The sequence below is a fragment of the Shimia isoporae genome, assembly GCF_004346865.1.
In the GTDB taxonomy this organism is placed as follows: Bacteria; Pseudomonadota; Alphaproteobacteria; order Rhodobacterales; family Rhodobacteraceae; genus Shimia; species Shimia isoporae.
Map to the genome: position 1 here is coordinate 1,448,183 of NZ_SMGR01000001.1, position 22,408 is coordinate 1,470,590.

General features: G+C 54.2%; 22 protein-coding genes and 1 tRNA gene. 15 read left to right on the forward strand and 8 right to left on the reverse strand.

All coding sequences use genetic code 11. The features are described from left to right. The first annotated feature begins 25 nt into the window (after positions 1-25). Complete coding sequence (locus BXY66_RS07060) at positions 26-805, forward strand: class II glutamine amidotransferase (RefSeq protein WP_132859437.1); 780 nt, start codon at positions 26-28, stop codon at positions 803-805. A 37-nt stretch (positions 806-842) separates the two neighbouring features. Here BXY66_RS07060 and typA read toward each other — a convergent pair whose 3' ends face one another. The 4 genes from typA to BXY66_RS07080 all read right to left on the reverse strand — a co-directional run bounded on the left by typA (position 843) and on the right by BXY66_RS07080 (position 5,048). Further along, complete coding sequence (gene typA, locus BXY66_RS07065) at positions 843-2,663, reverse strand: translational GTPase TypA (protein WP_132859438.1); 1,821 nt, start codon at positions 2,661-2,663, stop codon at positions 843-845. 71 nt (positions 2,664-2,734) lie between these two features. Continuing rightward, positions 2,735-3,070: a DMT family transporter gene (locus BXY66_RS07070; protein WP_132859439.1), complete on the reverse strand. Its 336-nt coding sequence runs from the start codon at positions 3,068-3,070 to the stop codon at positions 2,735-2,737. A gap of 25 nt (positions 3,071-3,095) precedes the next feature. Then, complete coding sequence (locus tag BXY66_RS07075; RefSeq protein WP_132859440.1) at positions 3,096-3,716, reverse strand: YitT family protein; 621 nt, start codon at positions 3,714-3,716, stop codon at positions 3,096-3,098. A gap of 117 nt (positions 3,717-3,833) precedes the next feature. After that, complete coding sequence (locus BXY66_RS07080) at positions 3,834-5,048, reverse strand: NADP-dependent isocitrate dehydrogenase (RefSeq protein WP_132859441.1); 1,215 nt, start codon at positions 5,046-5,048, stop codon at positions 3,834-3,836. 192 nt (positions 5,049-5,240) lie between these two features. On the opposite strand from BXY66_RS07080, the gene BXY66_RS07085 reads away from it, so the two are divergent. Both BXY66_RS07085 and BXY66_RS07090 read left to right on the forward strand, forming a co-directional pair. Further along, the gene (locus tag BXY66_RS07085; RefSeq protein WP_132859442.1) at positions 5,241-7,061 is read left to right on the forward strand and encodes a glycerophosphodiester phosphodiesterase family protein; all 1,821 of its coding nucleotides are present in this window, start codon (positions 5,241-5,243) and stop codon (positions 7,059-7,061) included. After that, positions 7,054-7,596, forward strand: coding sequence for a hypothetical protein (locus tag BXY66_RS07090; protein WP_132859443.1), 543 nt, complete (start codon positions 7,054-7,056; stop codon positions 7,594-7,596). The genes BXY66_RS07085 and BXY66_RS07090 overlap by 8 nt, the downstream gene beginning before the upstream one ends. Position 7,597: 1 nt before the next feature. Here BXY66_RS07090 and BXY66_RS07095 read toward each other — a convergent pair whose 3' ends face one another. Genes BXY66_RS07095 through BXY66_RS07105 form a run of 3 tightly spaced genes read right to left on the reverse strand, consistent with a single transcriptional unit; the run spans position 7,598 to position 9,641 of the window. Next, on the reverse strand, positions 7,598-8,752 hold the full coding sequence (locus tag BXY66_RS07095; RefSeq protein ID WP_132859444.1) for an HD domain-containing protein: 1,155 nt from the start codon (positions 8,750-8,752) through the stop codon (positions 7,598-7,600). Further along, positions 8,749-8,985, reverse strand: a complete 237-nt coding sequence (locus BXY66_RS07100; protein ID WP_132859445.1) for a hypothetical protein — start codon at positions 8,983-8,985, stop codon at positions 8,749-8,751. The genes BXY66_RS07095 and BXY66_RS07100 overlap by 4 nt, the downstream gene beginning before the upstream one ends. Further along, positions 8,985-9,641 carry an alpha/beta hydrolase gene (locus tag BXY66_RS07105; RefSeq protein ID WP_132859446.1) on the reverse strand — a complete coding sequence of 219 codons (657 nt, stop codon included), beginning with the start codon at positions 9,639-9,641 and terminating at the stop codon, positions 8,985-8,987. The genes BXY66_RS07100 and BXY66_RS07105 overlap by 1 nt, the downstream gene beginning before the upstream one ends. A gap of 163 nt (positions 9,642-9,804) precedes the next feature. On the opposite strand from BXY66_RS07105, the gene iscR reads away from it, so the two are divergent. The 11 genes from iscR (at position 9,805) to BXY66_RS07160 (ending at position 19,803) form a co-directional block, all read left to right on the forward strand. Next, a complete protein-coding gene (gene iscR / locus BXY66_RS07110; RefSeq protein WP_132859447.1) occupies positions 9,805-10,269 on the forward strand; it encodes a Fe-S cluster assembly transcriptional regulator IscR in 465 nt (154 codons plus the stop codon). After that, the gene (locus tag BXY66_RS07115) at positions 10,266-11,321 is read left to right on the forward strand and encodes a cysteine desulfurase family protein (protein WP_132859448.1); all 1,056 of its coding nucleotides are present in this window, start codon (positions 10,266-10,268) and stop codon (positions 11,319-11,321) included. Before iscR ends, BXY66_RS07115 begins: the two co-directional genes overlap by 4 nt. 23 nt (positions 11,322-11,344) lie before the next feature. Next, positions 11,345-12,868, forward strand: a complete 1,524-nt coding sequence (gene sufB, locus BXY66_RS07120) for a Fe-S cluster assembly protein SufB (RefSeq protein ID WP_132859449.1) — start codon at positions 11,345-11,347, stop codon at positions 12,866-12,868. 75 nt (positions 12,869-12,943) lie between these two features. Beyond that, positions 12,944-13,699 carry a Fe-S cluster assembly ATPase SufC gene (sufC, locus tag BXY66_RS07125; protein ID WP_132859450.1) on the forward strand — a complete coding sequence of 252 codons (756 nt, stop codon included), beginning with the start codon at positions 12,944-12,946 and terminating at the stop codon, positions 13,697-13,699. Further along, a complete protein-coding gene (gene sufD / locus BXY66_RS07130; protein ID WP_132859451.1) occupies positions 13,699-14,985 on the forward strand; it encodes a Fe-S cluster assembly protein SufD in 1,287 nt (428 codons plus the stop codon). The genes sufC and sufD overlap by 1 nt, the downstream gene beginning before the upstream one ends. Further along, the gene (locus tag BXY66_RS07135; protein ID WP_132859452.1) at positions 14,985-15,470 is read left to right on the forward strand and encodes a YIP1 family protein; all 486 of its coding nucleotides are present in this window, start codon (positions 14,985-14,987) and stop codon (positions 15,468-15,470) included. Before sufD ends, BXY66_RS07135 begins: the two co-directional genes overlap by 1 nt. Further along, on the forward strand, positions 15,467-16,048 hold the full coding sequence (locus tag BXY66_RS07140; protein ID WP_132859453.1) for a YIP1 family protein: 582 nt from the start codon (positions 15,467-15,469) through the stop codon (positions 16,046-16,048). The genes BXY66_RS07135 and BXY66_RS07140 overlap by 4 nt, the downstream gene beginning before the upstream one ends. A 1-nt stretch (position 16,049) precedes the next feature. After that, positions 16,050-17,270 carry a cysteine desulfurase gene (locus tag BXY66_RS07145; RefSeq protein ID WP_132859454.1) on the forward strand — a complete coding sequence of 407 codons (1,221 nt, stop codon included), beginning with the start codon at positions 16,050-16,052 and terminating at the stop codon, positions 17,268-17,270. Between the two features lie 65 nt (positions 17,271-17,335). Then, positions 17,336-17,412 (forward strand) — tRNA-Arg (locus tag BXY66_RS07150). A gap of 54 nt (positions 17,413-17,466) precedes the next feature. Then, complete coding sequence (locus tag BXY66_RS07155) at positions 17,467-18,810, forward strand: hypothetical protein (protein ID WP_132859455.1); 1,344 nt, start codon at positions 17,467-17,469, stop codon at positions 18,808-18,810. Positions 18,811-18,861: 51 nt separating this feature from the next. Further along, entirely contained in the window at positions 18,862-19,803 is a 942-nt protein-coding gene (locus BXY66_RS07160) for an ABC transporter transmembrane domain-containing protein (RefSeq protein WP_132859456.1), read from the forward strand. A 33-nt stretch (positions 19,804-19,836) separates the two neighbouring features. Here BXY66_RS07160 and mepK read toward each other — a convergent pair whose 3' ends face one another. Further along, positions 19,837-20,406: a peptidoglycan L,D-endopeptidase MepK gene (gene mepK, locus BXY66_RS07165; RefSeq protein ID WP_132859457.1), complete on the reverse strand. Its 570-nt coding sequence runs from the start codon at positions 20,404-20,406 to the stop codon at positions 19,837-19,839. Between the two features lie 381 nt (positions 20,407-20,787). On the opposite strand from mepK, the gene BXY66_RS07170 reads away from it, so the two are divergent. After that, positions 20,788-22,395 (forward strand): L,D-transpeptidase family protein, encoded by a 1,608-nt coding sequence (locus BXY66_RS07170; RefSeq protein ID WP_132859458.1) that lies wholly within the window; start codon positions 20,788-20,790, stop codon positions 22,393-22,395. Positions 22,396-22,408: the final 13 nt, after the last annotated feature.

Below are 22,408 nucleotides of genomic sequence, written 5' to 3' on the forward strand. Positions count from 1 at the left end.
ACGCACGCGAACGGAGATTGAGCATATGTGTCGTTGGGCTGCTTACATCGGAGCACCGGTGTATATCGAGGACGTTGTTATCCGTCCGGATCACTCACTAATCCATCAAAGTATCCAGGCAACTGAATGCAAGACCCAAACCAATGGCGATGGTGTTGGGCTTGCCTGGTACGGTGACCGGCCGGAACCGGGTTTGTATCGCGACATACTGCCTGCGTGGTCGGATCCTAACCTGAAGTCCCTGACGGCGCAGGTGAAGTCCGGCCTATTTTTGGCCCATGTGCGCGCGTCGACAGGAACCGCAACCAGCCGGAACAACTGCCATCCGTTCGCTGTCGGCAAATGGTCGTTCATGCACAACGGGCAAATTGGTGGCTTTGAAAGTTTCCGGCGGCATGCTGACATGATGATCCCCGACGCATTGTACGGTGAGCGAAAGGGAGCAACTGACAGTGAAGTTCTGTTCTTGTTAGGGCTGACTGAAGGTCTGGATGACAATCCGAAGGAAGCGATGGAAATTGCAGTCGGCATTTTGCAACGAATGAGCCGCGAACGGGGAACGACGCCTCACATGCGTTTGGCGGCTGCGTTTTCCGACGGAAAGACGCTATATGCCGTACGCTACGCTTCCGACAAAAGGGCTCCGACAGTTTACCATCGCAAAAGCGAAAGCCGGTCCGGGCGTGCTGTGGTGAGCGAACCATTGGTACAGGCTGAAGAGGGATGGGAAGAGGTCCCGCCGGGTTCTTTCTGTACCTTTCACGGCGACGAGGTATCAATCGAACCCTTCAAGCCGCTACTCTAATGAAAAAGGCCGGAGCTGATGCTCCGGCCTTTTGAGTTTATTGGGCAGCTTTGGACATCCGCTTGCGTTCGTGCGGATCCAGATAACGCTTGCGAAGGCGTACGCTGTTTGGGGTGACCTCTACCAGCTCATCGTCATTGATGTAGGCAATGGCTTCTTCCAGAGAGAGCGTCATTGGCGTGGTCAGGCGCACGGCTTCGTCTGAGCCGGATGCGCGCACATTGGTGAGTTTTTTGCCCTTGAGCGGGTTCACTTCCAGATCGTTGTCACGGCTGTGCTCACCGATGATCATGCCGGTGTAGACGTCAGCCTGGGCACCGATCATCATTTTACCGCGGTCTTCAAGGTTCCACAGGGCGTAGGCGACGGACTGTCCGTTCTCCATCGAGATCAGCACACCGGCGCGACGGCCGGGGATGGAGCCCTTGTATGGTGTCCAGCCGTGGAAGACGCGGTTAAGAACACCGGTTCCGCGCGTGTCAGTCAGGAATTCGCCATGATAGCCGATCAGGCCACGCGAGGGGACATGTGCGATGATACGGGTTTTGCCAGCACCTGCAGGACGCATTTCAACCAGTTCGCCTTTGCGCGAACCGGTCAGTTTTTCAATAACAGCGCCGGAATACTCGTCATCCACGTCGATGGTCGCTTCTTCGACGGGCTCCATTTTCTGTCCGTCTTCTTCACGCATGATCACCTGAGGGCGGGAGATCGAAAGCTCAAAACCTTCGCGGCGCATGTTTTCGATCAAAACACCCATCTGCAATTCGCCGCGACCGGAAACTTCAAAGGCCTCACCGCCGGGGGTGTCGGCAATCTTGATGGCAACGTTGGATTCAGCTTCTTTGTAAAGACGGTCACGGATGACACGAGACTGCACCTTTTTGCCGTCGCGACCGGCCAGTGGGCTGTCGTTGATCCCAAAAGTTACAGTAATGGTGGGTGGGTCGATCGGTTGAGCCTCAAGTGGCTCATCAACCGCCAAGGCACAGATCGTATCGGCCACAGTGGCTTTGGCCATTCCGGCGATGGACACGATATCGCCAGCTTGTGCTTCGTCGATGTCTTGCTGTGCGAGGCCGCGGAATGCCTGAATTTTGGTGACTCGAAACTGTTCAATCTTCTGGCCGATGCGGGAAATCGCCTGAACGGTTGCGCCAACCTTGAGAGTGCCGGATTCGACACGACCGGTCAGGATTCGACCGACAAACGGGTCGGACCCGAGGGTAGTGGCCAGCATGCGGAAGTCATCATCCTGTTTGTGTACCTGCTTGGGTTCCGGAACATGGTTCACGATCAGGTTGAAAAGGGCGTGCAAGTCTTGGCGCGGGCCGTCGAGTTCGGCGTCTGCCCATCCGTTGCGGCCGGATGCGTACATGTGCGGGAAGTCCAACTGATCGTCGTTCGCATCCAGTGAGGCAAACAGATCAAAGCACTCATCCAGCGCACGGTCAGGCTCGGCGTCGGGTTTGTCGACTTTGTTCAGAACCACAATCGGACGCAGGCCAAGCGCCAGTGCCTTGGAGGTCACAAATTTGGTTTGCGGCATGGGACCTTCGGCGGCGTCCACCAGCAGGACCACACCATCGACCATGCTCAGGATACGCTCAACTTCGCCGCCAAAGTCGGCGTGGCCCGGCGTGTCCACGATATTGATGCGGGTGCCTTTCCATTCCACCGAAGTGGGTTTGGCGAAAATCGTGATGCCGCGTTCGCGCTCAAGATCATTGCTGTCCATGGCACGCTCGGCCACTTCCTGGTTTTCCCGGAAAGCGCCGGATTGCTTGAGCAGCTCATCGACGAGGGTGGTTTTCCCGTGGTCAACGTGAGCGATGATTGCGATATTGCGAAGATCCATAAAACCGGCCTTTTCCTGTTCGCGCTCGCCCTAACGCGGAGCGCGCCAAAAGGCCAGACCAATAATGTATCTTAGTGCATCGCAGTCTTGGAAAACAGGTTGATGACCAAAATCCCAAGGACAATAAGGCCCATTCCAAGGATCGCGGGCCAGTCGAGTTTTTGACCGAACACGACGAAGCCTATGAACGCGATCAGCACGATGCCCATACCCGACCAGATTGCGTAGGTGATACCGACGGGAAGGTACCGCAGCGTGAGCGCCATCAGGTAGAACGCAGCGGCATAAGATACGACGACGATTAGGGAAGGCACCAGTTTGGAAAACTGGTTGCTGGCTTGAAGTGCTGTGGTGCCGATGGTTTCAAAGACAACTGCAATCATCAGAAACAAATAGGCTTTGGGCATTCTTGCACCTTCGAAATGGAGTGGCTTATCGCGCGATATATCTGTCGCGGCGATGGTTTGTTGCGATCATAATATTGATGATTGCCGCCCCCAAAAGGGAGTAAATCACCGCTTCGATGGGGAAAAACGACACTGCGAGGCCAAAAACCATTACGTCGAAACCCAGTTGGACCCAACCAGCCTTGATGGAATAGGCGTCCTGAAGCCAGACTGCGACGATTCCGACGCCACCCAAAGTGGCATTGTGCCTGAAGAGCACGATTAGACCGGCGCCGGCGGTCACGCCAGCCGACACAGCAGCGGCAGCAATATGGAGATCAGCAAAGGTCATGACCTGAGGCAACAAGAAGCTCCAGAGGGTCAGCAGACCAACCGCTGCGAACGTTTTCAGAGTGAATTCAAGGCCCATGCGAAAGTATGCGATCGCGTAGAAGGGTAGGTTTAGCGCGAAAAACAGGGTGCCAAAGGACAAATCCATGCTTTTTGTGCCTACCAGTGCGAGACCCGCGATCTGACCGGTGAACAGGTTGGCAGCCTGTAAAAACTGAACAGAAATCGCAACCAGAAGCGTGCCGACAAGCAGACCCTGCATGTCGTCGAAGAGGCTGTGTTCTTCGGCGGTGGGAGATTCAAGAAAGCTAACCATGGCGGGGATTTGGACCGAGATTCTGGCTCTGTCCAGAGCACTCGGTGCATGGCCGATATGCAAACGAGGCAAAGCCTGCACTTTGCCCCGTTCAGATGCGGAAATCTGTTGAAAATTTTAGCCAGCGAGAGCGCGGTTTAGGTTTTCGTCGAGTTTCTCGAGGAAGCCCATTGTGGTGAGCCAACCCTGATCCGGGCCGACCAGCAGCGCCAGGTCCTTGGTCATGTAACCGCTTTCTACGGTCTCGATGATGACGCGCTCCAGTGTTTCGGCAAAAGCGCGCAGCGCGATGTTGTTGTCGAGTTTTGCGCGGTGCTTCAGGCCACCGGTCCACGCATAAATCGATGCAATTGAGTTGGTCGAAGTCGCTTCGCCCTTCTGGTGCTGGCGGTAGTGACGCGTCACTGTGCCGTGTGCTGCTTCAGCCTCTACGATTTTTCCGTCCGGCGTCATCAGTTGCGATGTCATCAGACCCAACGAACCAAACCCTTGCGCTACGGTGTCGGACTGAACGTCGCCGTCGTAATTCTTGCAGGCCCAGACGAACTTGCCATTCCACTTCATCGCGCATGCGACCATATCGTCGATCAGGCGATGTTCGTACCAGATGCCAGCATCTTTGAATTTCTCTTCGAACTCTTCCTCATAAACCTTTTGGAACAGATCTTTGAAACGTCCGTCATAGGCTTTGAGGATTGTGTTTTTGGTCGACAGGTACACTGGCCAACCAAGATTCAAGCCGTAGTTCAGCGATGCGCGAGCAAAATCAATGATCGAGCTGTCGAGGTTGTACATCGCCTGATAGACCCCCGCGGAAGGCGCGTCATAGACCTCTTTTTCAATGACAGTGCCGTCTTCGCCGACAAACTTCATTGTCAACTTGCCTGCGCCCGGAAATGTAAAGTCGGTGGCTTTGTATTGGTCGCCGAAGGCATGGCGGCCAACAACGATTGGGGATGTCCAACCGGGCACAAGGCGCGGTACGTTTTTGCAGATGATCGGCTGTCGGAAAACAACACCGCCAAGGATGTTCCGAATGGTTCCATTTGGGCTGCGCCACATCTTTTTCAGGCCAAATTCTTCGACCCGCTGCTCGTCTGGTGTGATCGTCGCGCACTTTACGGCGACGCCGACCTCTTTTGTCTTTTCGGCAGCATCAATTGTTATCTGGTCTTCGGTGCGGTCACGTTCCTCGATACCAAGGTCGTAGTACAGCAGGTCAATGTCCAGATAGGGCAGGATCAGCTTGTCCTTGATGAACTGCCACATGATGCGGGTCATTTCATCGCCGTCCATTTCGACGATCGGATTGTCGACTTTGATCTTGGTCATGGGGATCTCCTGTGAGCCGAGTCGTTTTGTCGCCTTCCATAAGGGAAGTTTCTCGTGAGGGAAAGTAATGTATGCAATTGTATACGAAATTAGCTGAAGACGAGTGGGCGCAGTATGCAGTTCAAAGGGTATACTTGTCGACGCCGTCGTATCGCGTGTCTATTGTGGTAGAAAAGATGTTTGGAGACCTAAATGATTTCTGCAGCTTTTCAGGATGTTAAAGAGAGCTTTGCAACCGGATGGAGGCTTCGCTGGCCGTTTGTGGCGGCAAATATCGTCTTTAACATTCTTCTTGCCGCAGTGTTTGCGCCGATGATGGCGCTGACCGTCCGGGCAGCTTTGGCATTTTCCGGACGACCGGCATTGGCTGATTTTGATATTGCCTTCTTCCTTTTGTCACCTGCAGGCGCGATTGGCGGTGTCCTTCTCGTTGCCATGGCTCTGGTTCTTGGCGTGATGAACATTGCCTTTATGATGGCCACCGCGCGTCACGAGCACCATCACGGGCAAGTCGGTCTATGGGAAGGTGCCTCGCTGGTGCTTCCGCAAATGCCGTCTGTTTTGTCGTTGGCAGTGCGTCTTACTCTTCACGTGATTTTTCTTAGTTTACCGTTCCTTGCTGTTGCGGGGTTTATTGCCTCGCAATGGTTGAGCGAGTTTGACATAAACTACTATCTGACTCACCGGCCGCCGATTTTTCGGCAATCCGTTGTGGTGATAGGGGGCGTGCTCGGACTTTGGGTCGTTCTTCTGGCATGGCGGTTGCTTGGCTGGACTCTAAGCCTTCCACTGGTGATTTTTGCGGGAACGCAGCCTTCAGATGCTTTGCGGGAGAGCCGTGCCAGAATGCAGGGCCGCCGCATCGGCTTTCTCTTTAGAATTCTTGTTTGGTTCGGTGTGAGCGCCGCTATTTTCATCGTGGTGATGGGCATTGTGACGTTGGTCGCCGACGTTGCGCTTGTTTTGATTCCGCAGTCAATGCGTGCACTTGTGGTGGTGCTCGTTCTCATTGGGGCTCTCTATACAGCTGTGAACGTGCTGATCAGCGCCATAACGACCGGTGCGATGTCGGTTTTGATCGTCGCGGAAGCCGACTGGCCCCGCAATCGTGTACCGCCGCGACAGATACCCAGAAAAGTATTGATTGCAGTATCTCTGAGCGCGGTCCTCTTTGGCGGTTTCGGTGTTGTCGGGTTGGCAGGACTGGCACCCGTCGATGACGGTCAACCGGTTGAAGTGATTGCTCATCGTGGGGCTGCTGGTGCCAAGCCGGAGAACACAATGGCCGCGATCAACGAAGCGGTGAGGGTAGGCTCGGACTGGGTGGAGATTGACGTTCAGGAGACGGCTGATGGCATGGTCGCAGTCATGCACGACAGTGACTTCATGAAGCAGGCCGGCAATCCGCTGAGAATTTGGGATGCAACGCAGGAAGATCTTGCAAAAATTGACATCGGTAGCTGGTTCGACCCTGTCTATGCGGATCAACGGACACCGTTGCTAGCGGACGTTTTGAGAGCGGCCAAAGACCAATCGGGGGTCGTGATAGAACTGAAATACTATGGTCACGACGAGATGCTCGAACAACGGGTTATCGATATTGTCGAAGCAGAAGGCATGGTGAACCAAGTTAAAGTTATGTCCTTGAAATATGATGCCGTCGAAAAGATGAGGAAACTTCGTCCCGAGTGGGACATCGGGCTTTTGGCCTCTGCTTCGTTGGGCAACATGTGGGATCTGGATGCTGATTTTCTGGCTGTGAACAGTGCAACCGCGTCGTATCGGTTGGTGCGGGAAAGCCAGGCAGTTGATAAAAAAGTCTACGTCTGGACAGTCAACGATCCGCTTGCCATGTCCGGCATGATTTCACTGGGCGTTGATGGGCTGATCACAGATGAGCCCGAGTTGGCACGCAAAGTCATCGAGGAGCGCCGTGAGTTGTCCGGCCCCGAACGGTTGATACTCGGCCTGGCGGGACGGGTTGGCTTGGATCTTGAGGCTTGGTTTGAATAGGGCGGTGCTGGCGGTGGCTTTGAGCTTCGCCACTTTCTCTGAAGCACAAGAAGACCTGGGGGCGATTGCTCAACTAGAGGTTTGGCGGCATGAGCGGTTTCTTCTCGTCCGCAATGCCGAAGCATCCGATTTGGCGGCTTTTACCACTGACGGGTGTTCAGGCGGAATGTCGTCGGCATGGCGCACGGTTGCGCAGGTATTTCCTAGTTTTCGACAAAACCAAGGTGAGGTGCCACCGTGGGAAAGATGCTGTGTTACCCATGATGAGGCCTATCATCTTGGGGGTGATGGCACATCAGCAAGAACGAGCTATGACGCAAGATTGGCGGCCGATGAAGCCTTGCAGCAATGCGTGAAAGCCGTGGCCCGGGAGGATGGCGACGCCCTTCAGGCAAGGTACGGCGAGCCACAGGAACGTATTGAAATTGCTTTTGATTTCATAGCGGACCGAATGCTTGAAGCGGTCCGTGTTGGCGGCGCACCGTGTTCAGGATTACCGTGGCGCTGGGGCTATGGCTGGCCGCATTGCTGGTAGATCACGTGTTGGCAGCGAACCAGTCAGCGATCCGCTGCTGTAAATGGTCCCAAATTGCAGGAGCGCCCTTTGCGACCTTCCATCCAACGCGATCCTCGAGCTGTTGGGCAGTTACATTGTATTCAGGCCAAGTCCCGCCTTCAGTTTCAAGATTGCCAATGACCGGCTGAACGCGGTCGATGGACTTGGCAAACACCGCATCATTGCTTTCTGCGGCTTCGAATTCGTCCCAGAGTGCGCGAAAAGCTTGCGCTTGGTTTTCCGGCAGTAGTCCGAAGATACGATCTGCTGCTGCCGCCTCTGCCGCTTCCATCGCGGAAATGTCATGATCGCCGTGGATCGGGCTATCGCCCACGTCGATCTCCACAAGGTCATGGATCAACAGCATTTTTACAATGCGACCAAGGCTGATTTCCCGGTTTGCGTGCTCAGACAGGGTCAGAGCATAAAGAGCAATGTGCCAACTATGTTCGCCAGAGTTTTCCCGGCGGGTCATGTCGAGAATCCGAGTGGCGCGCAATACGGATTTCAGTTTGTCCGCTTCTGAAAGAAACGCCAAGCGACGGCTTAGGGGATCTTCTCGGTCTATTGAGGTTCCGTTTAGCAGCGACTCTGAATGAGAAAAAATGTCCGGATACGCTTCCTTGATGAATGCGGCCCGTCCATAAGCAAGGTTCTCGCGCGCGATTGCTACGTGGTCAGGTCGGGGTTCGGTCGCCAAAAGCACCTGAAAAACCGGCTGAACGTAATCCAGCATTTTCGCAAAACCGGCATCTGCCGTCTCCGCCGCTTCGAACTCCTGCCAGAGCGCCTTGAGGTTTTCGCCTTGCTCCGCTGGAAGCAAACCAAAAATGCGATCTGCTGCTTCGGCTTCCGCCGCAGCAACCGATTGCCAATCTGTTTTTAGGTGGATCGGATGGTCGCCGACATCAATCTCCACGAGATCATGCAGAAGCAACATGCCGATTACGCGGTCGATTGATACGCCCGTCGGGGCGATCGGTTCAAACACCATCGCAAACAAAGCCAGGTGCCAGCTGTGCTCGGCAGAGTTCTCAGCGCGCGACAAATCCTGCAGGACGTTGGACCGCTGAATTCCTTTGAGACGGTCAACTTCATTCAAAAATGCGAGTTGCGCCTCAAGTCTGTTCGTCATTCCGGGCTTCCTGCGGCAGCGCGTGTTTCTTTAACCTTTTGGATCAAGAATTTACGCGCTTTCTCTTCCGCCATGCGTACACGCATTTCTGTCAGGTACGCTTCTTCAAGAGACTGGGACGCAGCCGCCAGAATGTTGCCGACCTCGACAAAAAGCCGATCTTGGCCGGTTTCTTTCTGAACCTTGATGGTATCTTCGGCGAGCTTGGCGGCAAGCGTCTCAAGTGTGCCCATTAGCGGGTGGTCTCCGTCAGCCGCCGCTTGACGTAATCGGTCACATTACCCGTCATCTGATCCATGTGCTCTTCTGCTTTGAAGAAGTGATCAGCGCCTTCGATTTCGGTGTGAGTAATGGTGATGCCCTTCTGCTCGTGCAGTTTGTTGACAAGAGAATGGGTGTCCGCAGGGGGCGCAACTCGGTCGTTCGTACCGTTCAGGATCAGACCAGAACTGGGGCAGGGGGCGAGGAACGAGAAGTCATACATATTCGCGGGAGGAGCCACCGAGATAAAGCCGGTGATTTCAGGACGTCGCATCAGAAGTTGCATGCCAATCCATGCCCCAAACGAGAACCCGGCAACCCAGCAGTGCTTGGAGTTGTTGTTCATCGACTGGAGATAATCGAGAGCGGAAGCTGCATCTGAAAGCTCGCCAACACCCTGATCGTATTCGCCTTGAGAGCGCCCAACGCCACGGAAGTTAAAGCGTAGAACCGTGAACCCCATGTTGTAGAACGCATAGTGCAGGTTATAGACAACCTTGTTGTTCATCGTGCCACCGAATTGCGGGTGCGGATGCAAGACAATGGCAATCGGTGCGTCTTTTTCTTTTTGGGGGTGGTAGCGGCCTTCGAGGCGGCCTTCGGGTCCTGGGAAAATCACCTCGGGCATTTGTTTCGCTCTTCTCCTACAAATGTGAAAAGCAATTCTTGACGAATTTGCTTGGTCACTTTAGAACGTTTCTAAATTCTGATCTTGGCGTAAAACGCCGCACAGCGCTTAAGCGAAATAAGCACAGCAGCGGCTGAGGTCAATCAATTCGCGGGGGTAGAGCATGAAACTGTCGACAAAAGGGCGCTATGCGGTGGTTGCGCTGGCTGATATCGCGCTTCAGGACGGTAGCGAGTTGGTCAATCTGTCTGAAATCTCGAAAAGACAGGACATCTCTCTGCCATATCTCGAACAGTTGTTTGTGAAGTTGCGCCGTGCCGGATTGGTGGAATCGGTGCGAGGACCGGGTGGTGGTTATCGCTTGGCGCAGTCGCCGTCGGACATCCGCGTGGTGGACGTTCTGACTGCTGTGGATGAAACAGTTTCGGCGCTGCACACAGGCGCTGGAGTGAGTGGAGGATCTAGCGGGTCCCGGGCGCAATCCATGGCGAACCGGCTCTGGGAAGGATTGTCCGCCCATGTCTATGTGTTTTTGCACCAGACGCGCCTGTCCGACGTAATTAAAAACGATCTGGCACCCTGTCCGGCGGTGCCCAACCTGTTTGCTGTGGTGGATGAAGACGCCTGATGCGCGCGTACCTCGATCATAATGCGACAACGCCCCTGCGTGATGAGGCACGTGACGCAATGATTGCGGCCATGGATGTGGTTGGAAATCCGTCCAGCGTGCATGGTGAAGGCCGGAAGGCAAAGTCGGTGATTGAAACCGCGAGGGCGGACATAGCTTCAGCGTTCGGGGCAGATGGCGCGGACGTTATATTCACATCGTCCGCAACCGAGGCAGCAGCTTTGGCGTTGCGCGACAGACGACTTCACGGTGCGGATATTGAACACGACGCTGTCGGAGCTTGGGTTCAAAGTGATTTGTCCGTCGATCACAATGGTCAGGTAACGGTTGTGGACGCTTCGGCCTCCACCCTTCAAGCCGCTAACAGTGAAACAGGCGTGGTTCAGACATTGCCCGAAGGTTTGGCTGTAAGCGATATGACTCAGGCCTTTGGGAAATTGCCGGTGGCATTCAATTGGTCCGGAGCAACGATGGCGCTGGTCTCTGCACACAAACTTGGCGGTCCCAAGGGTATTGGGGCGCTGGTTGTGAAGCGCGGCACAGACGTTTCGGCGCAACTTTTGGGCGGTGGACAGGAAATGGGACGCCGCGCGGGCACAGAAAACGTGATTGGCGCAGCCGGTTTTGCCGCTGCAGCGAAGGCTGCGGCAAATGACCTGGCAAACGGCGTGTGGGAACGGGTTGCACATTTGCGCGATTTGCTTGAAGACACGCTGGAAGACGGAGCAAAAGACTCAGTCATTGTTGGCAAGGGTGCGAAACGCCTGCCCAACACCACATGTATCGCAACGCCGGGATGGAAAGGTGAAACGCAGGTCATGCAAATGGACTTGGCCGGATTTGCCATTTCGGCAGGCTCTGCCTGTTCGTCGGGCAAAGTTCGCGCGAGCCGCGTGTTGACAGCGATGGGATACGACGAGGCGACTGCCGCAAGTGCGATCCGGATCAGTTTGGGGCCGGAAACAACGGAACAGGAAGTTCTGGGATTTGCCGACAAATGGCTAGCCCAGATGAAGAAACACCACGCAAGGGCCAACAAAGCCACCGCGTGAGAGCGAACAAACAGGAGAACGACATGGCCGCAATAGACCAGACACAGGTCAAAGAAGGCGTCGATCAGGAAACCGTGGATGCCGTGCGCGAAGTGGGCGGTAAATACAAATACGGCTGGGAAACCGAGATCGAGATGGAATACGCCCCTAAAGGGCTGACCGAGGATATCGTACGCCTGATTTCCGACAAGAATGACGAACCTGAATGGATGACCGAATGGCGGCTGGAAGCATACAAGCGCTGGCTGACCAAAGAGGAACCCGACTGGGCTATGTTGGATTATCCCGAAGTGGATTTTCAGGATCAGTACTACTATGCGCGCCCGAAAAGCATGGAGGAAAAGCCGAAGTCGTTGGACGAGGTGGATCCAAAGCTTCTGGCTACCTACGAAAAGCTTGGTATCCCGCTGAAAGAACAGATGATTTTGGCAGGCGTTGAGGGCGCTGAGGATGCACCTGCGGAAGGTCGTAAGGTGGCTGTAGACGCGGTGTTTGACTCTGTTTCTGTCGGCACGACATTTCAGGAAGAGCTCAAGAAAGCTGGCGTGATTTTCTGCTCTATCTCGGAAGCGATCAAAGAGCACCCGGAATTGGTTAAAAAGTACCTCGGTTCCGTGGTTCCGGTGTCTGACAACTTTTACGCCACCCTGAACAGCGCGGTGTTCTCTGACGGGTCATTCGTCTATGTGCCGCCGGGCGTTCGCTGCCCGATGGAGCTCTCGACCTACTTCCGGATCAACGCGGAGAATACAGGTCAGTTCGAGCGCACGCTGATCATCGCCGACAAAGGCTCCTACGTGTCTTATCTCGAAGGCTGCACTGCACCACAACGGGATACCAGCCAGTTGCATGCTGCTGTGGTCGAGATCATCATCGAAGAAGACGCCGAGGTGAAATACTCTACCGTTCAAAACTGGTATCCCGGCGACGAGAATGGCAAGGGCGGCATCTACAACTTTGTAACCAAGCGTGCAGATTGCCGCGGGGCGCGGTCCAAAGTGATGTGGACGCAGGTTGAAACCGGCTCCGCTGTTACTTGGAAGTATCCGTCCTGCATCTTGCGCGGCGACGATGCCCAGGGCGAGTTCTATTCGATCGCGATTACCAACAACCACCAGCAGGCCGATACCGGCACCAAAATGATCCACTTGGGCAAAAACACCAAATCACGGATTGTTTCCAAGGGCATAAGCGCGGGCGTGGCACAAAACACGTATCGCGGTCAGGTGTCGATGCATCCGAAAGCAAAGAACTCGCGCAACTATACCCAATGTGACAGCCTTTTGATCGGTGACAAATGCGGGGCGCATACCGTTCCGTACATCGAAGTGAAGAACAACTCTTCGCGGGTCGAGCACGAAGCAACCACATCCAAAGTGGACGACGAACAAATGTTCTATTGCCGTCAGCGCGGCATGGATGAGGAAGAGGCTGTAGCCCTGATCGTGAACGGTTTTGCCAAGGAAGTTCTTCAGGCTTTGCCGATGGAATTTGCCATGGAAGCTCAACAGCTTGTGGCGATCTCTCTGGAAGGATCCGTCGGCTAATCCCGATCTGGCTCTGTATTTACAAAATTCGGGCTGGTGCGACCACCGCCCATTCGAAATGCGAAGGAAGATAAAATGTTGGAAATCAAAGGCCTGAAGGTCCAACTTGAAGATGAAGACAAGCAGATCCTAAAGGGTGTCGACCTGAAAGTTGAAGCCGGGAAAGTGCACGCGATCATGGGCCCGAACGGATCAGGTAAGTCGACGTTGTCCTATGTTCTGTCTGGCAAGGATGGCTATGAGGTCACTGACGGAACAGCAACGCTGGATGGCGAAGACTTGCTGGAGCTCGAGGCAGAGGAACGTGCGGCGCTGGGACTGTTCCTCGCCTTCCAATATCCTGTCGAAATTCCGGGTGTGGGCAACATGACCTTCCTGCGCACCGCGGTAAACGCACAACGCAAGGCGCGTGGCGAAGACGAGATGTCAGCGAAAGACTTTTTGCAGGTGATCCGCGCGAAGGCGAAAACCCTTAAAATCGATGCGGACATGCTGAAGCGACCGGTCAATGTCGGTTTCTCCGGTGGTGAAAAGAAACGGAACGAAATCCTGCAAATGGCGATGCTCGAGCCGAAGATGTGTATTCTTGACGAGACTGACTCCGGTCTTGATGTGGATGCGATGAAGCTGGTTTCTGAGGGCGTGAATGCGTTGCGCGACGCTGGCCGAGGATTCCTGGTCATCACCCATTACCAACGTCTGTTGGATCACATCAAACCGGATGTCGTTCACATTATGGCCGACGGTCGCATCGTGAAGACTGGCGGTCCAGAACTGGCGCTGGAAGTCGAGAAGAACGGCTACGCGGACATTCTGGCGGAGATGGCCTGATGTCAGCTGTAGCAAAAAATATAGAGGCCACCACGGCCCGTCTGGAGGGCATGAACCTTCCTGCTGGCGGCAAATGGGCGACCGAAGCTCGCGAGGCCGCGTTGGCCCGGGTGCGTGAGATGGGGTTGCCAGAGCGACGCGACGAATATTGGAAATACACGCGTCCGGACACCCTTACTCAGATTGATGCGCCTAGCGCGGCAACTTTCGACAGTGGCGAGGCACCACTGTTTGACGGTTTCGACCGCCTGAAGGTGGTATTTGTCGATGGCGTTTTCGATGCCGACCAATCGGATGACCTGTCAGGCGAGGGCCTGAGCATCGAGCGTCTTGCGGACGTCGCGGACAAGGACATCCATTGGGCGCGAGATTTGTACGGTACGCTGGAGACCAACGGTCAGAACCCTGTTCCACGCCCGTTAGCGGCGCTTAACACGGCTTATGCAACAGATGGTGTCGTGATGCATGTCACTGGCAAGGTTTCTCGCCCGGTGAACCTGATTTATCGACATAATTCAGACACTTCCGATGTGACCCTGCATCACCTTGTAAAGCTGGATTCCGGTGCCGAACTGACAATACTCGAAAATGGTCCTGCGGCCGCTCGCTTTAACAAGGCGATGGAAGTCGATGTAGCGGACAACGCTGTGTTCCACCATGTACGAGCCCAAGGTCGCGATCATGAACGTCGGGCTGTTACACATATCTTTGGACGTCTAGGTACTGAAAGCACATTCAAGTCCTTCACGTTGACGGTGAACGGACGTTTGACCCGTAACGAAGCCGTACTCGAACTGACGGGTGACGATGCCGTTGCGCATGTGGCCGGCGCGTGCCTTGGCGATGGTGATTTTCATCATGACGACACCGTTTTTGTCACACACGACGCGGTGAATTGCGAGAGCCGGCAGGTTTTCAAAAAAGTGCTGCGCAACGGCGCGACAGGTGTCTTTCAGGGCAAGATTCTGGTTAAGCCTGACGCACAGAAAACCGACGGATACCAGATCAGCCAGTCGCTCTTGCTTGATGAGGACAGTCAGTTCCTCGCAAAGCCGGAACTCGAAATCTATGCTGATGATGTCGCTTGTTCGCACGGGTCGACCTCTGGTGCGATTGATGAGGATGCTTTGTTCTATTTGCGTGCCCGTGGCGTTCCCAAAGACATCGCAACCGACTTGATGGTGTTGTCTTTCGTCGCTGAAGCCGTTGAGGAAATTGATGATGAGGGCCTTCGGGACGAGATCATTTCCCGTCTGGAAAACTGGCTGGAACGGCGGCGCGGCTGATGTCAGTTGCGCGCGACATTCTCGCGACTTATCGCGGGCCGCATAAAGTTGTGGCCCGTTTGCTTTCCATGGGCGAGCGAGAGGATCGTGTGTTCGTGATCCTCATGGCAGCTTGTGCGGTCACCTTCATCGGGCAATGGCCACGACTTGCCAGAGAGGCGCACCTGACCGGCGAAGAACTCAACCCGTTGCTCGGCGGAACGTTGATGGCTTGGCTTTTTATTGCGCCTCTGCTTGCTTACGCGTTGGCATTGATTGTGCATGTTCTGTTTCGCGCGATAGGGCGCAAGCAAACTTCCTTCGGATCGCGTCTAGCGCTTTTTTGGGCGATGTTGGCCGCTTCCCCACTGATACTGTTACACGGCCTTGTTGCCGGATTCATCGGTGAAGGCATCGAGCTTGCAGGTGTCGGCTTGGTTTGGCTGATCTGCTTCATGTGGTTCTGGATTTCCGGAATGCTTCAAGCAGGTAAACGATCAGCATGAACGCGCAATTGACTGAACTATTCTGGTTGACTGTCCGTGATCCGGCTCAGGCCGCCCGTATATTGTGCGGTGTGCGCCTTGATCGCGCCACCGGATGGACGATCCTGGCTCTGGCTGTGATATTGAACACATTGGCCTACTTCGGGTCGATTGCACTGTTTCCTGTTCCGGAGGAAGTGAACATTCCTCTGTTCACGAAGCCTTTCCTGGTGCTTACGATGCTTGGGTCCACAACAGTGATCTTTGTCTTCGCGTTTTACTGGGTCGGGCACAGTCTCGGAGGCAAAGCGCCATTTGACACGATCCTGCTGATGCTTGGCTGGTTGCAGTTTATGCGTCTCGCCATTCAAATTGGGTCAGTCGTGCTTATGACGCTTGCACCGGCTTTGTCACAATTGTTTGTCATGGCTGCCGGACTCTACGGTTTGTGGGTGGTGCTGAATTTCCTCAAAGTCGCCCACGATTTTGAAACCCTCGGCAAGGCTGCAGCCGTAGTGGTTATGTCGGCCTTAGGGCTGACCGTGGGCCTGTCTGTCTTTCTTTCGCTGTTTACTGCGACCGTCATTGGGATGTCCTAACATGTATGATGTTCAAAAAATCCGTTCCGATTTTCCGATCCTTTCGCGGGAAGTGAATGGAAAGCCGTTGGTTTACCTCGACAATGGTGCATCCGCCCAAAAGCCAAAGGTGGTGATTGATGCAATCAATCAAGCCTACTCTATGGAATATGCAAATGTTCACAGGGGCTTACATTACCTTTCCAACCTTGCAACGGACAAGTATGAGGCCGTGCGTGGCACCATCGCGAGGTTCCTGAACGCGGCATCAGAAGATGAAATCGTACTGAATTCCGGTACCACCGAAGGCATCAATATGGTCGCTTATGGTTGGGCCATGCCCCGGATGGAGGCAGGTGACGAGATCGTCCTTTCGGTGATGGAACACCACGCCAACATTGTTCCCTGGCATTTTCTGCGTGAACGTCAGGGGGTCGTGATAAAATGGGTCGACGTCGACAACGCCGGAGCGCTTGATCCTCAGGCTGTTATAGACGCCATCGGTCCCAGAACAAAGCTGGTCGCGGTGACTCAGTGTTCCAATGTCTTAGGCACTATGGTCGACGTGAAAGCCATCACCGAAGGCGCTCACGCCAAGGGCGTGCCGGTTCTTGTCGACGGATCTCAAGGGTCGGTCCATGCTCCTGTGGATGTTCAGGATTTGGGATGCGATTTCTATGCGATCACTGGACACAAATTGTACGGCCCCTCCGGGTCGGGCGCGATCTATTGCAAATCTGAACGGATGGCGGAAATGCGCCCATTTATTGGTGGGGGCGACATGATCAAGGAAGTGACCAAGGAGGCAGTGATCTACAACGATCCGCCGATGAAATTCGAAGCGGGGACGCCAGGCATTGTACAAACCATTGGTTTTGGCGTTGCGCTTCAATACTTGATGGACCTTGGCATGGACAATGTAGCACGCCACGAAGCTGGACTTAGAGACTATGCGACCCAGAAGTTCGCCGGCCTGAATTGGATGCAGGTGCAGGGCACAACAACTGACAAGGCCGCGATTTTCAGCTTTACGCTGGACGGGGCAGGGCACGCTCACGACATCTCCACGATTCTGGACAAAAAGGGAGTTGCGGTGCGTGCCGGTCATCACTGTGCGGGCCCTCTGATGGACCACCTTGGGGTAAGCGCAACCTGTCGTGCCAGCTTCGGCCTCTACAACACGCCGGAAGAGGTTGATGTACTGATAGACGCGCTGGAACTTGCGCATGAACTCTTTGCCTAATGATCTCGAGCGGGCCGCGATTTGTCATTGCGGCCCACGGCGCAGGTGGCTATAGAGCCTGCAACGCACCTTTAGCTCAGCTGGATAGAGCGCTGCCCTCCGAAGGCAGAGGCCAGAGGTTCGAATCCTCTAAGGTGCGCCATTTTCCTTTGACTTGAGACGGTTAGTTGGTTTTCTGGGCGCATGAGGGCCCGGCATGACATTGTCTGACGTTAAATTTGTTGCTGCAGGACTGGACGCAGTTGACCGCCAGAGATTTGAGGCTGTCTGTGAAACAGCCGGGCTGAGAGTTCCGTCAAAGTGGCAACTCGGAAGAATGCAAACCGGTATCGGACTGCGGACCGGTCCGAACGTTCTTGAGCAGTTCGACGCCTGTTCTTTTCCAAGGGCAATCAAAGGCTTGAACGCGGTCCTCAGGGCATCAAACGGGGCTGTTTTTGTTAGCAAGGAAAAAAGACTTCCAAATTGGAAGGATCGTTTCGGTTCAGAACAATTCATCATCTCGCTGGATGATTTTGAAAAGAAACAGCCTTCAAAAACCACTACACAAGCCGGTTTGGCTCTGGAGGGTCCATTCGCCTTTGTTATCCCAGTCGTGCACCCAAGTGGTAAAAAATTAATCGATTACAATGCCGTAGAGCGCATACTTCAACAAACTGTCCGGTCATGTCTATTGCAGTCGGAAACCAATGTTGCTGTCGTAGTTGTGTGTCACCGTGTGCCGGACTGGGCCGACAATCTTGATCTGCGTGTCCATTTTCTGGTGCTTGGTGATGACCGAGAATGGACAGCTTCGCCACTCGATGTACGGGAGGACAAGGGCGCAAAACATGTGCTTGGCGCCCAATTTGCGCTGTCGCAATTGAACGCTTCTTCCGTGATGTTTCTGGATGGAGATGATTTTGTCCGGTCGGACCTTGTTAGCACAGTAGGAAACCGCCTTGGTTCCGTAAATGACGGGGTCGTGATTTCCAGCGGTCTACACGCGGCGTTGAAACGGACGGATAAGGGGTTTTCTCTGGACGCAGCGATCCGTGTTTTCGGATTTCACAACACTTGCGGGAGCTGCCGCGTGTTTCGCGGCGCAGTCTTGGCTGACCGGATGCGCCGCTGGATGTCCGACATTTTCGAGCTGACGTTTTTTGAACAGGCCGAAGCCTTTGGCTCTTTTTCGAACCGCGCCGCCGATATGCGGGCCTTCTTCGATCAGATCGAGCGTACCGGTAACAATGAGTTTGGCCTAATTCGCTGCCTTGGTCGGCACGCCGCGCGATCGATGATCGCTGAATTGGACAACCTTTCGGAACCACTGGTTGCAAAGGGTTGTGGGCACGGAAATCATGACGGACCAAGAAAGGGCGAGGTGCATTGGAACAAGTGTATCGGACAAATGGACAGCACTGAGTTCGCTAAAAGCTTTTCCATCGACCCAGAGATCATAACCACGAATTCTCCTGATGTTGGTTTGGTGCGGCGATCTCAGATCTTGGCACCGTTCAATCGCGCTAAGCGTTTGTTTTTCATCGGCGACGACGTGTAGGGTCGGGGAAGAAGCCATTAGCTTTGGTATAGTTTCGGGGTCAGAACGCAAATGTGGAAATTTTACGCACGGATTTGGCGCAACACCGGCAAGGCTCAGATCGTTCTGATAATTCTGTCGCTCATTGTGGCGGCGCTGGCAGCAGCGCCATTGCAGTTTCAAAAGGACATCATCAACAGCCTCGGACCGGATCTAGAAGTCAATGTGCTGGTCGGGCTGTGTGCCGGTTATCTGGGCGTGATCGTCGTCACCAATATTTTCAAGTTCGCGCTAAACTACCGGAGTTCATTGCTGGGCGAAGATACGATCCGTCGCATTCGCGCGAGTGTCTATGGTGCACATCACAATCCGGACGCTTCGCGCAAGCCAAATGCAGGAACGCTTGCAACGATCATCTCTGCTGAAGCTGAAGAAGTCGGGCGATTTGTAGGACAAGCAGTTGCGAACCCTTTGTTGCAAGTCGGCACTTTGGTTTCGGTTGTGGGGTATGTTGCGTCCACCCAGCCATATCTGGGGGCGTTTATGGTTTTTATGATCGTACCGCAGGCCGCCATCGTCCTTTTCTTGCAGGAGAAAGTGAACAAACGGGTTCGGGACCGCACCATTGTTCTTCGCCACGCGTCTTCCGAAATCAGCGACGAAGAGATGAAGGACATCTCTCAGGTTCAGGACGTAATTGTCGATGACTTCGACAAGATTTACACGATCAGGCGCGGTATCTTTAAACTGAAGTTGTCCATGAAGATGGCAATGAATGTGATCAGTGGCGTGGGTCTCGTGGGTATTCTGCTAATCGGCGGTTTGTTGATGAAGCAGAACATGACGGATGTGGGGACGGTGGTCGCTTCTATTTCGGCTCTTGAACGGATCAATTCGCCTTGGCGCTTGTTGTTGAACTTCTACAAGGAACTCAGCGCCGCGCGGGTGAAATTCGAACTCATCGTGAAATCGAGCGATGCGTTTGACCCGGTTGAAACAAAAAAGGCGTCCTGAGGACGCCTTTGTGTGCTTCAAGACAAAGGTGGCTTAGCGGCCCCAGGTGCGTACCGGTCCGCAATCCATATGGACGAAGTTCGAACCGGAGTATCGACCAACACCGCCCGCGCGACATGCAGCAGCGGCTTTGGCGATCTGGTGAACTGAGCGAGACGAAATACGAAGGTCAGCGGCCTGACCTTTCATGTGAAGGGAGTTCTTGGCAACACCGCGTGACCGAGAGCGCAGCATCGCGTTGGTGGCCGGGCTGCGATAGCCGGACAAAAGCATGTAGGGCTCGTTCACATCCAGAAGGTTGTGTGCCGCTGCCATAATGTCGATTGTCCGCGTATCAATGCCTATTACATCGTTCGTGCGCCAATCGCGCATGAATGCATTGATTTCCTTGACGGCGTCTTTGATGTATTTGCCTTCGACCCAATAAATGGTGTCGATCTTTTCGCCGGTACGGCCGGAGTACATGCGGATTCGACGAATATCGCCGCCGCCACGCAAGAAACCTGCCGCTTTGGAGAAGGTAGGAGCAGCGGTGAGTGCCGTCGCTGCAAAGGCGCCCAAGAGCGCACGTCTGGAAATGCTCGAAGAGCTATGTTCAGTCATTGTTTCAGCGCCTGTCCCGTCGCTAACCTGCCATCGCGATGTTACGCGATTGTTTAACCATCCCCTCAGATGTGGGGAATTTATTGCATACATGGATTCATGCTCCAAGAACTCATTTCGAGCTTGACTCCCATATTGGCTGAAACAGGCGAAAAATTGCTTAACACGTGGAAAAATGTGCCGTGAGTTCTCACCAGACTGTAAATGTTCCCGCTGCGTTCTCCTTTCAGCTTGGAGCAGGCACTGGAATGCAACACAGCCGCAACACAATATATTGAGGTTTGAGGTTTCGAGAACTTGTGATTAGACAGCGAAAACGCAGTATCCAATGGTGGAAAAAACACTTCGCTATTCTGCGAATAAAACGACTGAGGGTTAGTTATGCTGTTAGGGTTCCGTCGCCAAATTACTGGTACCGTTTTTGCTGCTCTGCTTGCAGGCACATCATTTTCGGCAACGCCCGTTGCTGCGTTTCCGGTTTTCAAGCAGGCCGTGGCTGAAGCCGCGGCGCGCGACAGCGATGTGGCCGCTTATTATCGGTCCGCCAACTATGCGCCTGTTTGGACTGATGACACGCCCTTAGCGCGAGAGCGTCGTAAGGCGCTGATTAATGCCTTGGCAAATGTTGGCGATCACGGCCTTCCGACCGATCGCTACGACGTTGACACCTTGGTCGGACAAATGGCGGCGGCGCGGTCAAAGCGCGATTTGGGCATGGTCGAGGTGGCCATGACGAAAATGTACTTGAAGTACGCACGTGATTTGACGTCGGGCATGTTGACACCGCTTGAGATCGACGAGGGTTTGGTCCGTGAAATCAAGAAACGGGACCGCGACGAACTTGTCGCGTCGCTCGCTGCATCAGAAGATCCGAAGGCTTTTCTAAACGGGTTGGCACCACAGACAGCGGAATACTTGCGTCTCAAGAAAGAGCGTATGCGCCTTGAGGCTTTGATCGCATCCGGTGGTTGGGGCGAAACGGTTCCTTCGGGCAAATATGAGCCAGGTGACAGCGGCACGAACGTTGTCAAATTACGCAACCGACTGATCGCGCTCGGCTTCATGCAGCGTTCTTCGGCTGCAACGTATGACCGCGATCTCGAGAAGGCAGTGCAGGCCTTTCAAATCGCGAACGGTCTTGAATCCGACGGCGTGGCGGGCAAAGGCACGATTGAAGAAATCAACCGCAGCCCTGAGCATCGGTTGAAGTCGGTTCTCGTTGCGATGGAACGTGAACGGTGGCTGGATCGTACCCTGGAGGGGCGCGAAATTCTGGTGAACCTGACAGACTTCACCGCAAAGATTATCGACGACGGCAAGCTCACCTTCCGGACACGCTCTGTTGTCGGCAAAAACCAATCCGACCGTCGCAGCCCCGAGTTTTCCGACACTATGGAACACATGGTGATAAACCCGACTTGGAACGTCCCGCGTTCTATTGCGACCAAAGAGTATCTCCCGATGCTCAAGAACAATCCCAACGCGGTTGGCTATCTTCGTCTTGTCAACGGACGGGGACAAACAGTGGACCGCAGTCAGGTTGATTTCACACAATACTCGACCTCGAACTTTCCGTTCGACATGAAGCAGGCACCTGGCAACCGTAATGCGCTGGGTCTGGTCAAATTCATGTTCCCCAACCGGCACAATATCTATCTGCATGACACTCCTCAGAAAGCTCTGTTTGCACGCGAAACACGGGCGTACAGTCACGGGTGTATCCGTTTGCAACAGCCGTTTGATTTCGCCTATGAACTGCTGTCGAAACAGGAAGAAAACCCCAAGGAATTCTTTCACACCCGTTTGAAAACCGGACGTGAAACCAAGGTTGATCTGGAAACCAATATTCCTGTGCACATCATTTATCGCACCGCCTACACAGAAGCCAAAGGTCCGGTGCAGTACCGCCGCGACGTCTATGGTCGGGATGCGAAAATCTGGAAAGCTCTCGCCAATGAAGGGGTGGCGCTACCAGGTCAACAGGGATAAATATCCCCGGAGA

Excerpts from the sequence above, each read along its gene's own strand:
- BXY66_RS07060 (WP_132859437.1), top strand. The coding sequence starts at position 26 with ATGTGTCGTTGGGCTGCTTACATCGGAGCACCGGTGTATATCGAGGAC.
- typA (WP_132859438.1), bottom strand. The coding sequence starts at position 2,663 with ATGGATCTTCGCAATATCGCAATCATCGCTCACGTTGACCACGGGAAA.
- BXY66_RS07070 (WP_132859439.1), bottom strand. The coding sequence starts at position 3,070 with ATGCCCAAAGCCTATTTGTTTCTGATGATTGCAGTTGTCTTTGAAACC.
- BXY66_RS07075 (WP_132859440.1), bottom strand. The coding sequence starts at position 3,716 with ATGGTTAGCTTTCTTGAATCTCCCACCGCCGAAGAACACAGCCTCTTC.
- BXY66_RS07080 (WP_132859441.1), bottom strand. The coding sequence starts at position 5,048 with ATGACCAAGATCAAAGTCGACAATCCGATCGTCGAAATGGACGGCGAT.
- BXY66_RS07085 (WP_132859442.1), top strand. The coding sequence starts at position 5,241 with ATGATTTCTGCAGCTTTTCAGGATGTTAAAGAGAGCTTTGCAACCGGA.
- BXY66_RS07095 (WP_132859444.1), bottom strand. The coding sequence starts at position 8,752 with ATGACGAACAGACTTGAGGCGCAACTCGCATTTTTGAATGAAGTTGAC.
- BXY66_RS07100 (WP_132859445.1), bottom strand. The coding sequence starts at position 8,985 with ATGGGCACACTTGAGACGCTTGCCGCCAAGCTCGCCGAAGATACCATC.
- BXY66_RS07105 (WP_132859446.1), bottom strand. The coding sequence starts at position 9,641 with ATGCCCGAGGTGATTTTCCCAGGACCCGAAGGCCGCCTCGAAGGCCGC.
- iscR (WP_132859447.1), top strand. The coding sequence starts at position 9,805 with ATGAAACTGTCGACAAAAGGGCGCTATGCGGTGGTTGCGCTGGCTGAT.
- sufB (WP_132859449.1), top strand. The coding sequence starts at position 11,345 with ATGGCCGCAATAGACCAGACACAGGTCAAAGAAGGCGTCGATCAGGAA.
- sufC (WP_132859450.1), top strand. The coding sequence starts at position 12,944 with ATGTTGGAAATCAAAGGCCTGAAGGTCCAACTTGAAGATGAAGACAAG.
- sufD (WP_132859451.1), top strand. The coding sequence starts at position 13,699 with ATGTCAGCTGTAGCAAAAAATATAGAGGCCACCACGGCCCGTCTGGAG.
- BXY66_RS07135 (WP_132859452.1), top strand. The coding sequence starts at position 14,985 with ATGTCAGTTGCGCGCGACATTCTCGCGACTTATCGCGGGCCGCATAAA.
- BXY66_RS07140 (WP_132859453.1), top strand. The coding sequence starts at position 15,467 with ATGAACGCGCAATTGACTGAACTATTCTGGTTGACTGTCCGTGATCCG.
- BXY66_RS07145 (WP_132859454.1), top strand. The coding sequence starts at position 16,050 with ATGTATGATGTTCAAAAAATCCGTTCCGATTTTCCGATCCTTTCGCGG.
- BXY66_RS07155 (WP_132859455.1), top strand. The coding sequence starts at position 17,467 with ATGACATTGTCTGACGTTAAATTTGTTGCTGCAGGACTGGACGCAGTT.
- BXY66_RS07160 (WP_132859456.1), top strand. The coding sequence starts at position 18,862 with ATGTGGAAATTTTACGCACGGATTTGGCGCAACACCGGCAAGGCTCAG.
- mepK (WP_132859457.1), bottom strand. The coding sequence starts at position 20,406 with ATGACTGAACATAGCTCTTCGAGCATTTCCAGACGTGCGCTCTTGGGC.
- BXY66_RS07170 (WP_132859458.1), top strand. The coding sequence starts at position 20,788 with ATGCTGTTAGGGTTCCGTCGCCAAATTACTGGTACCGTTTTTGCTGCT.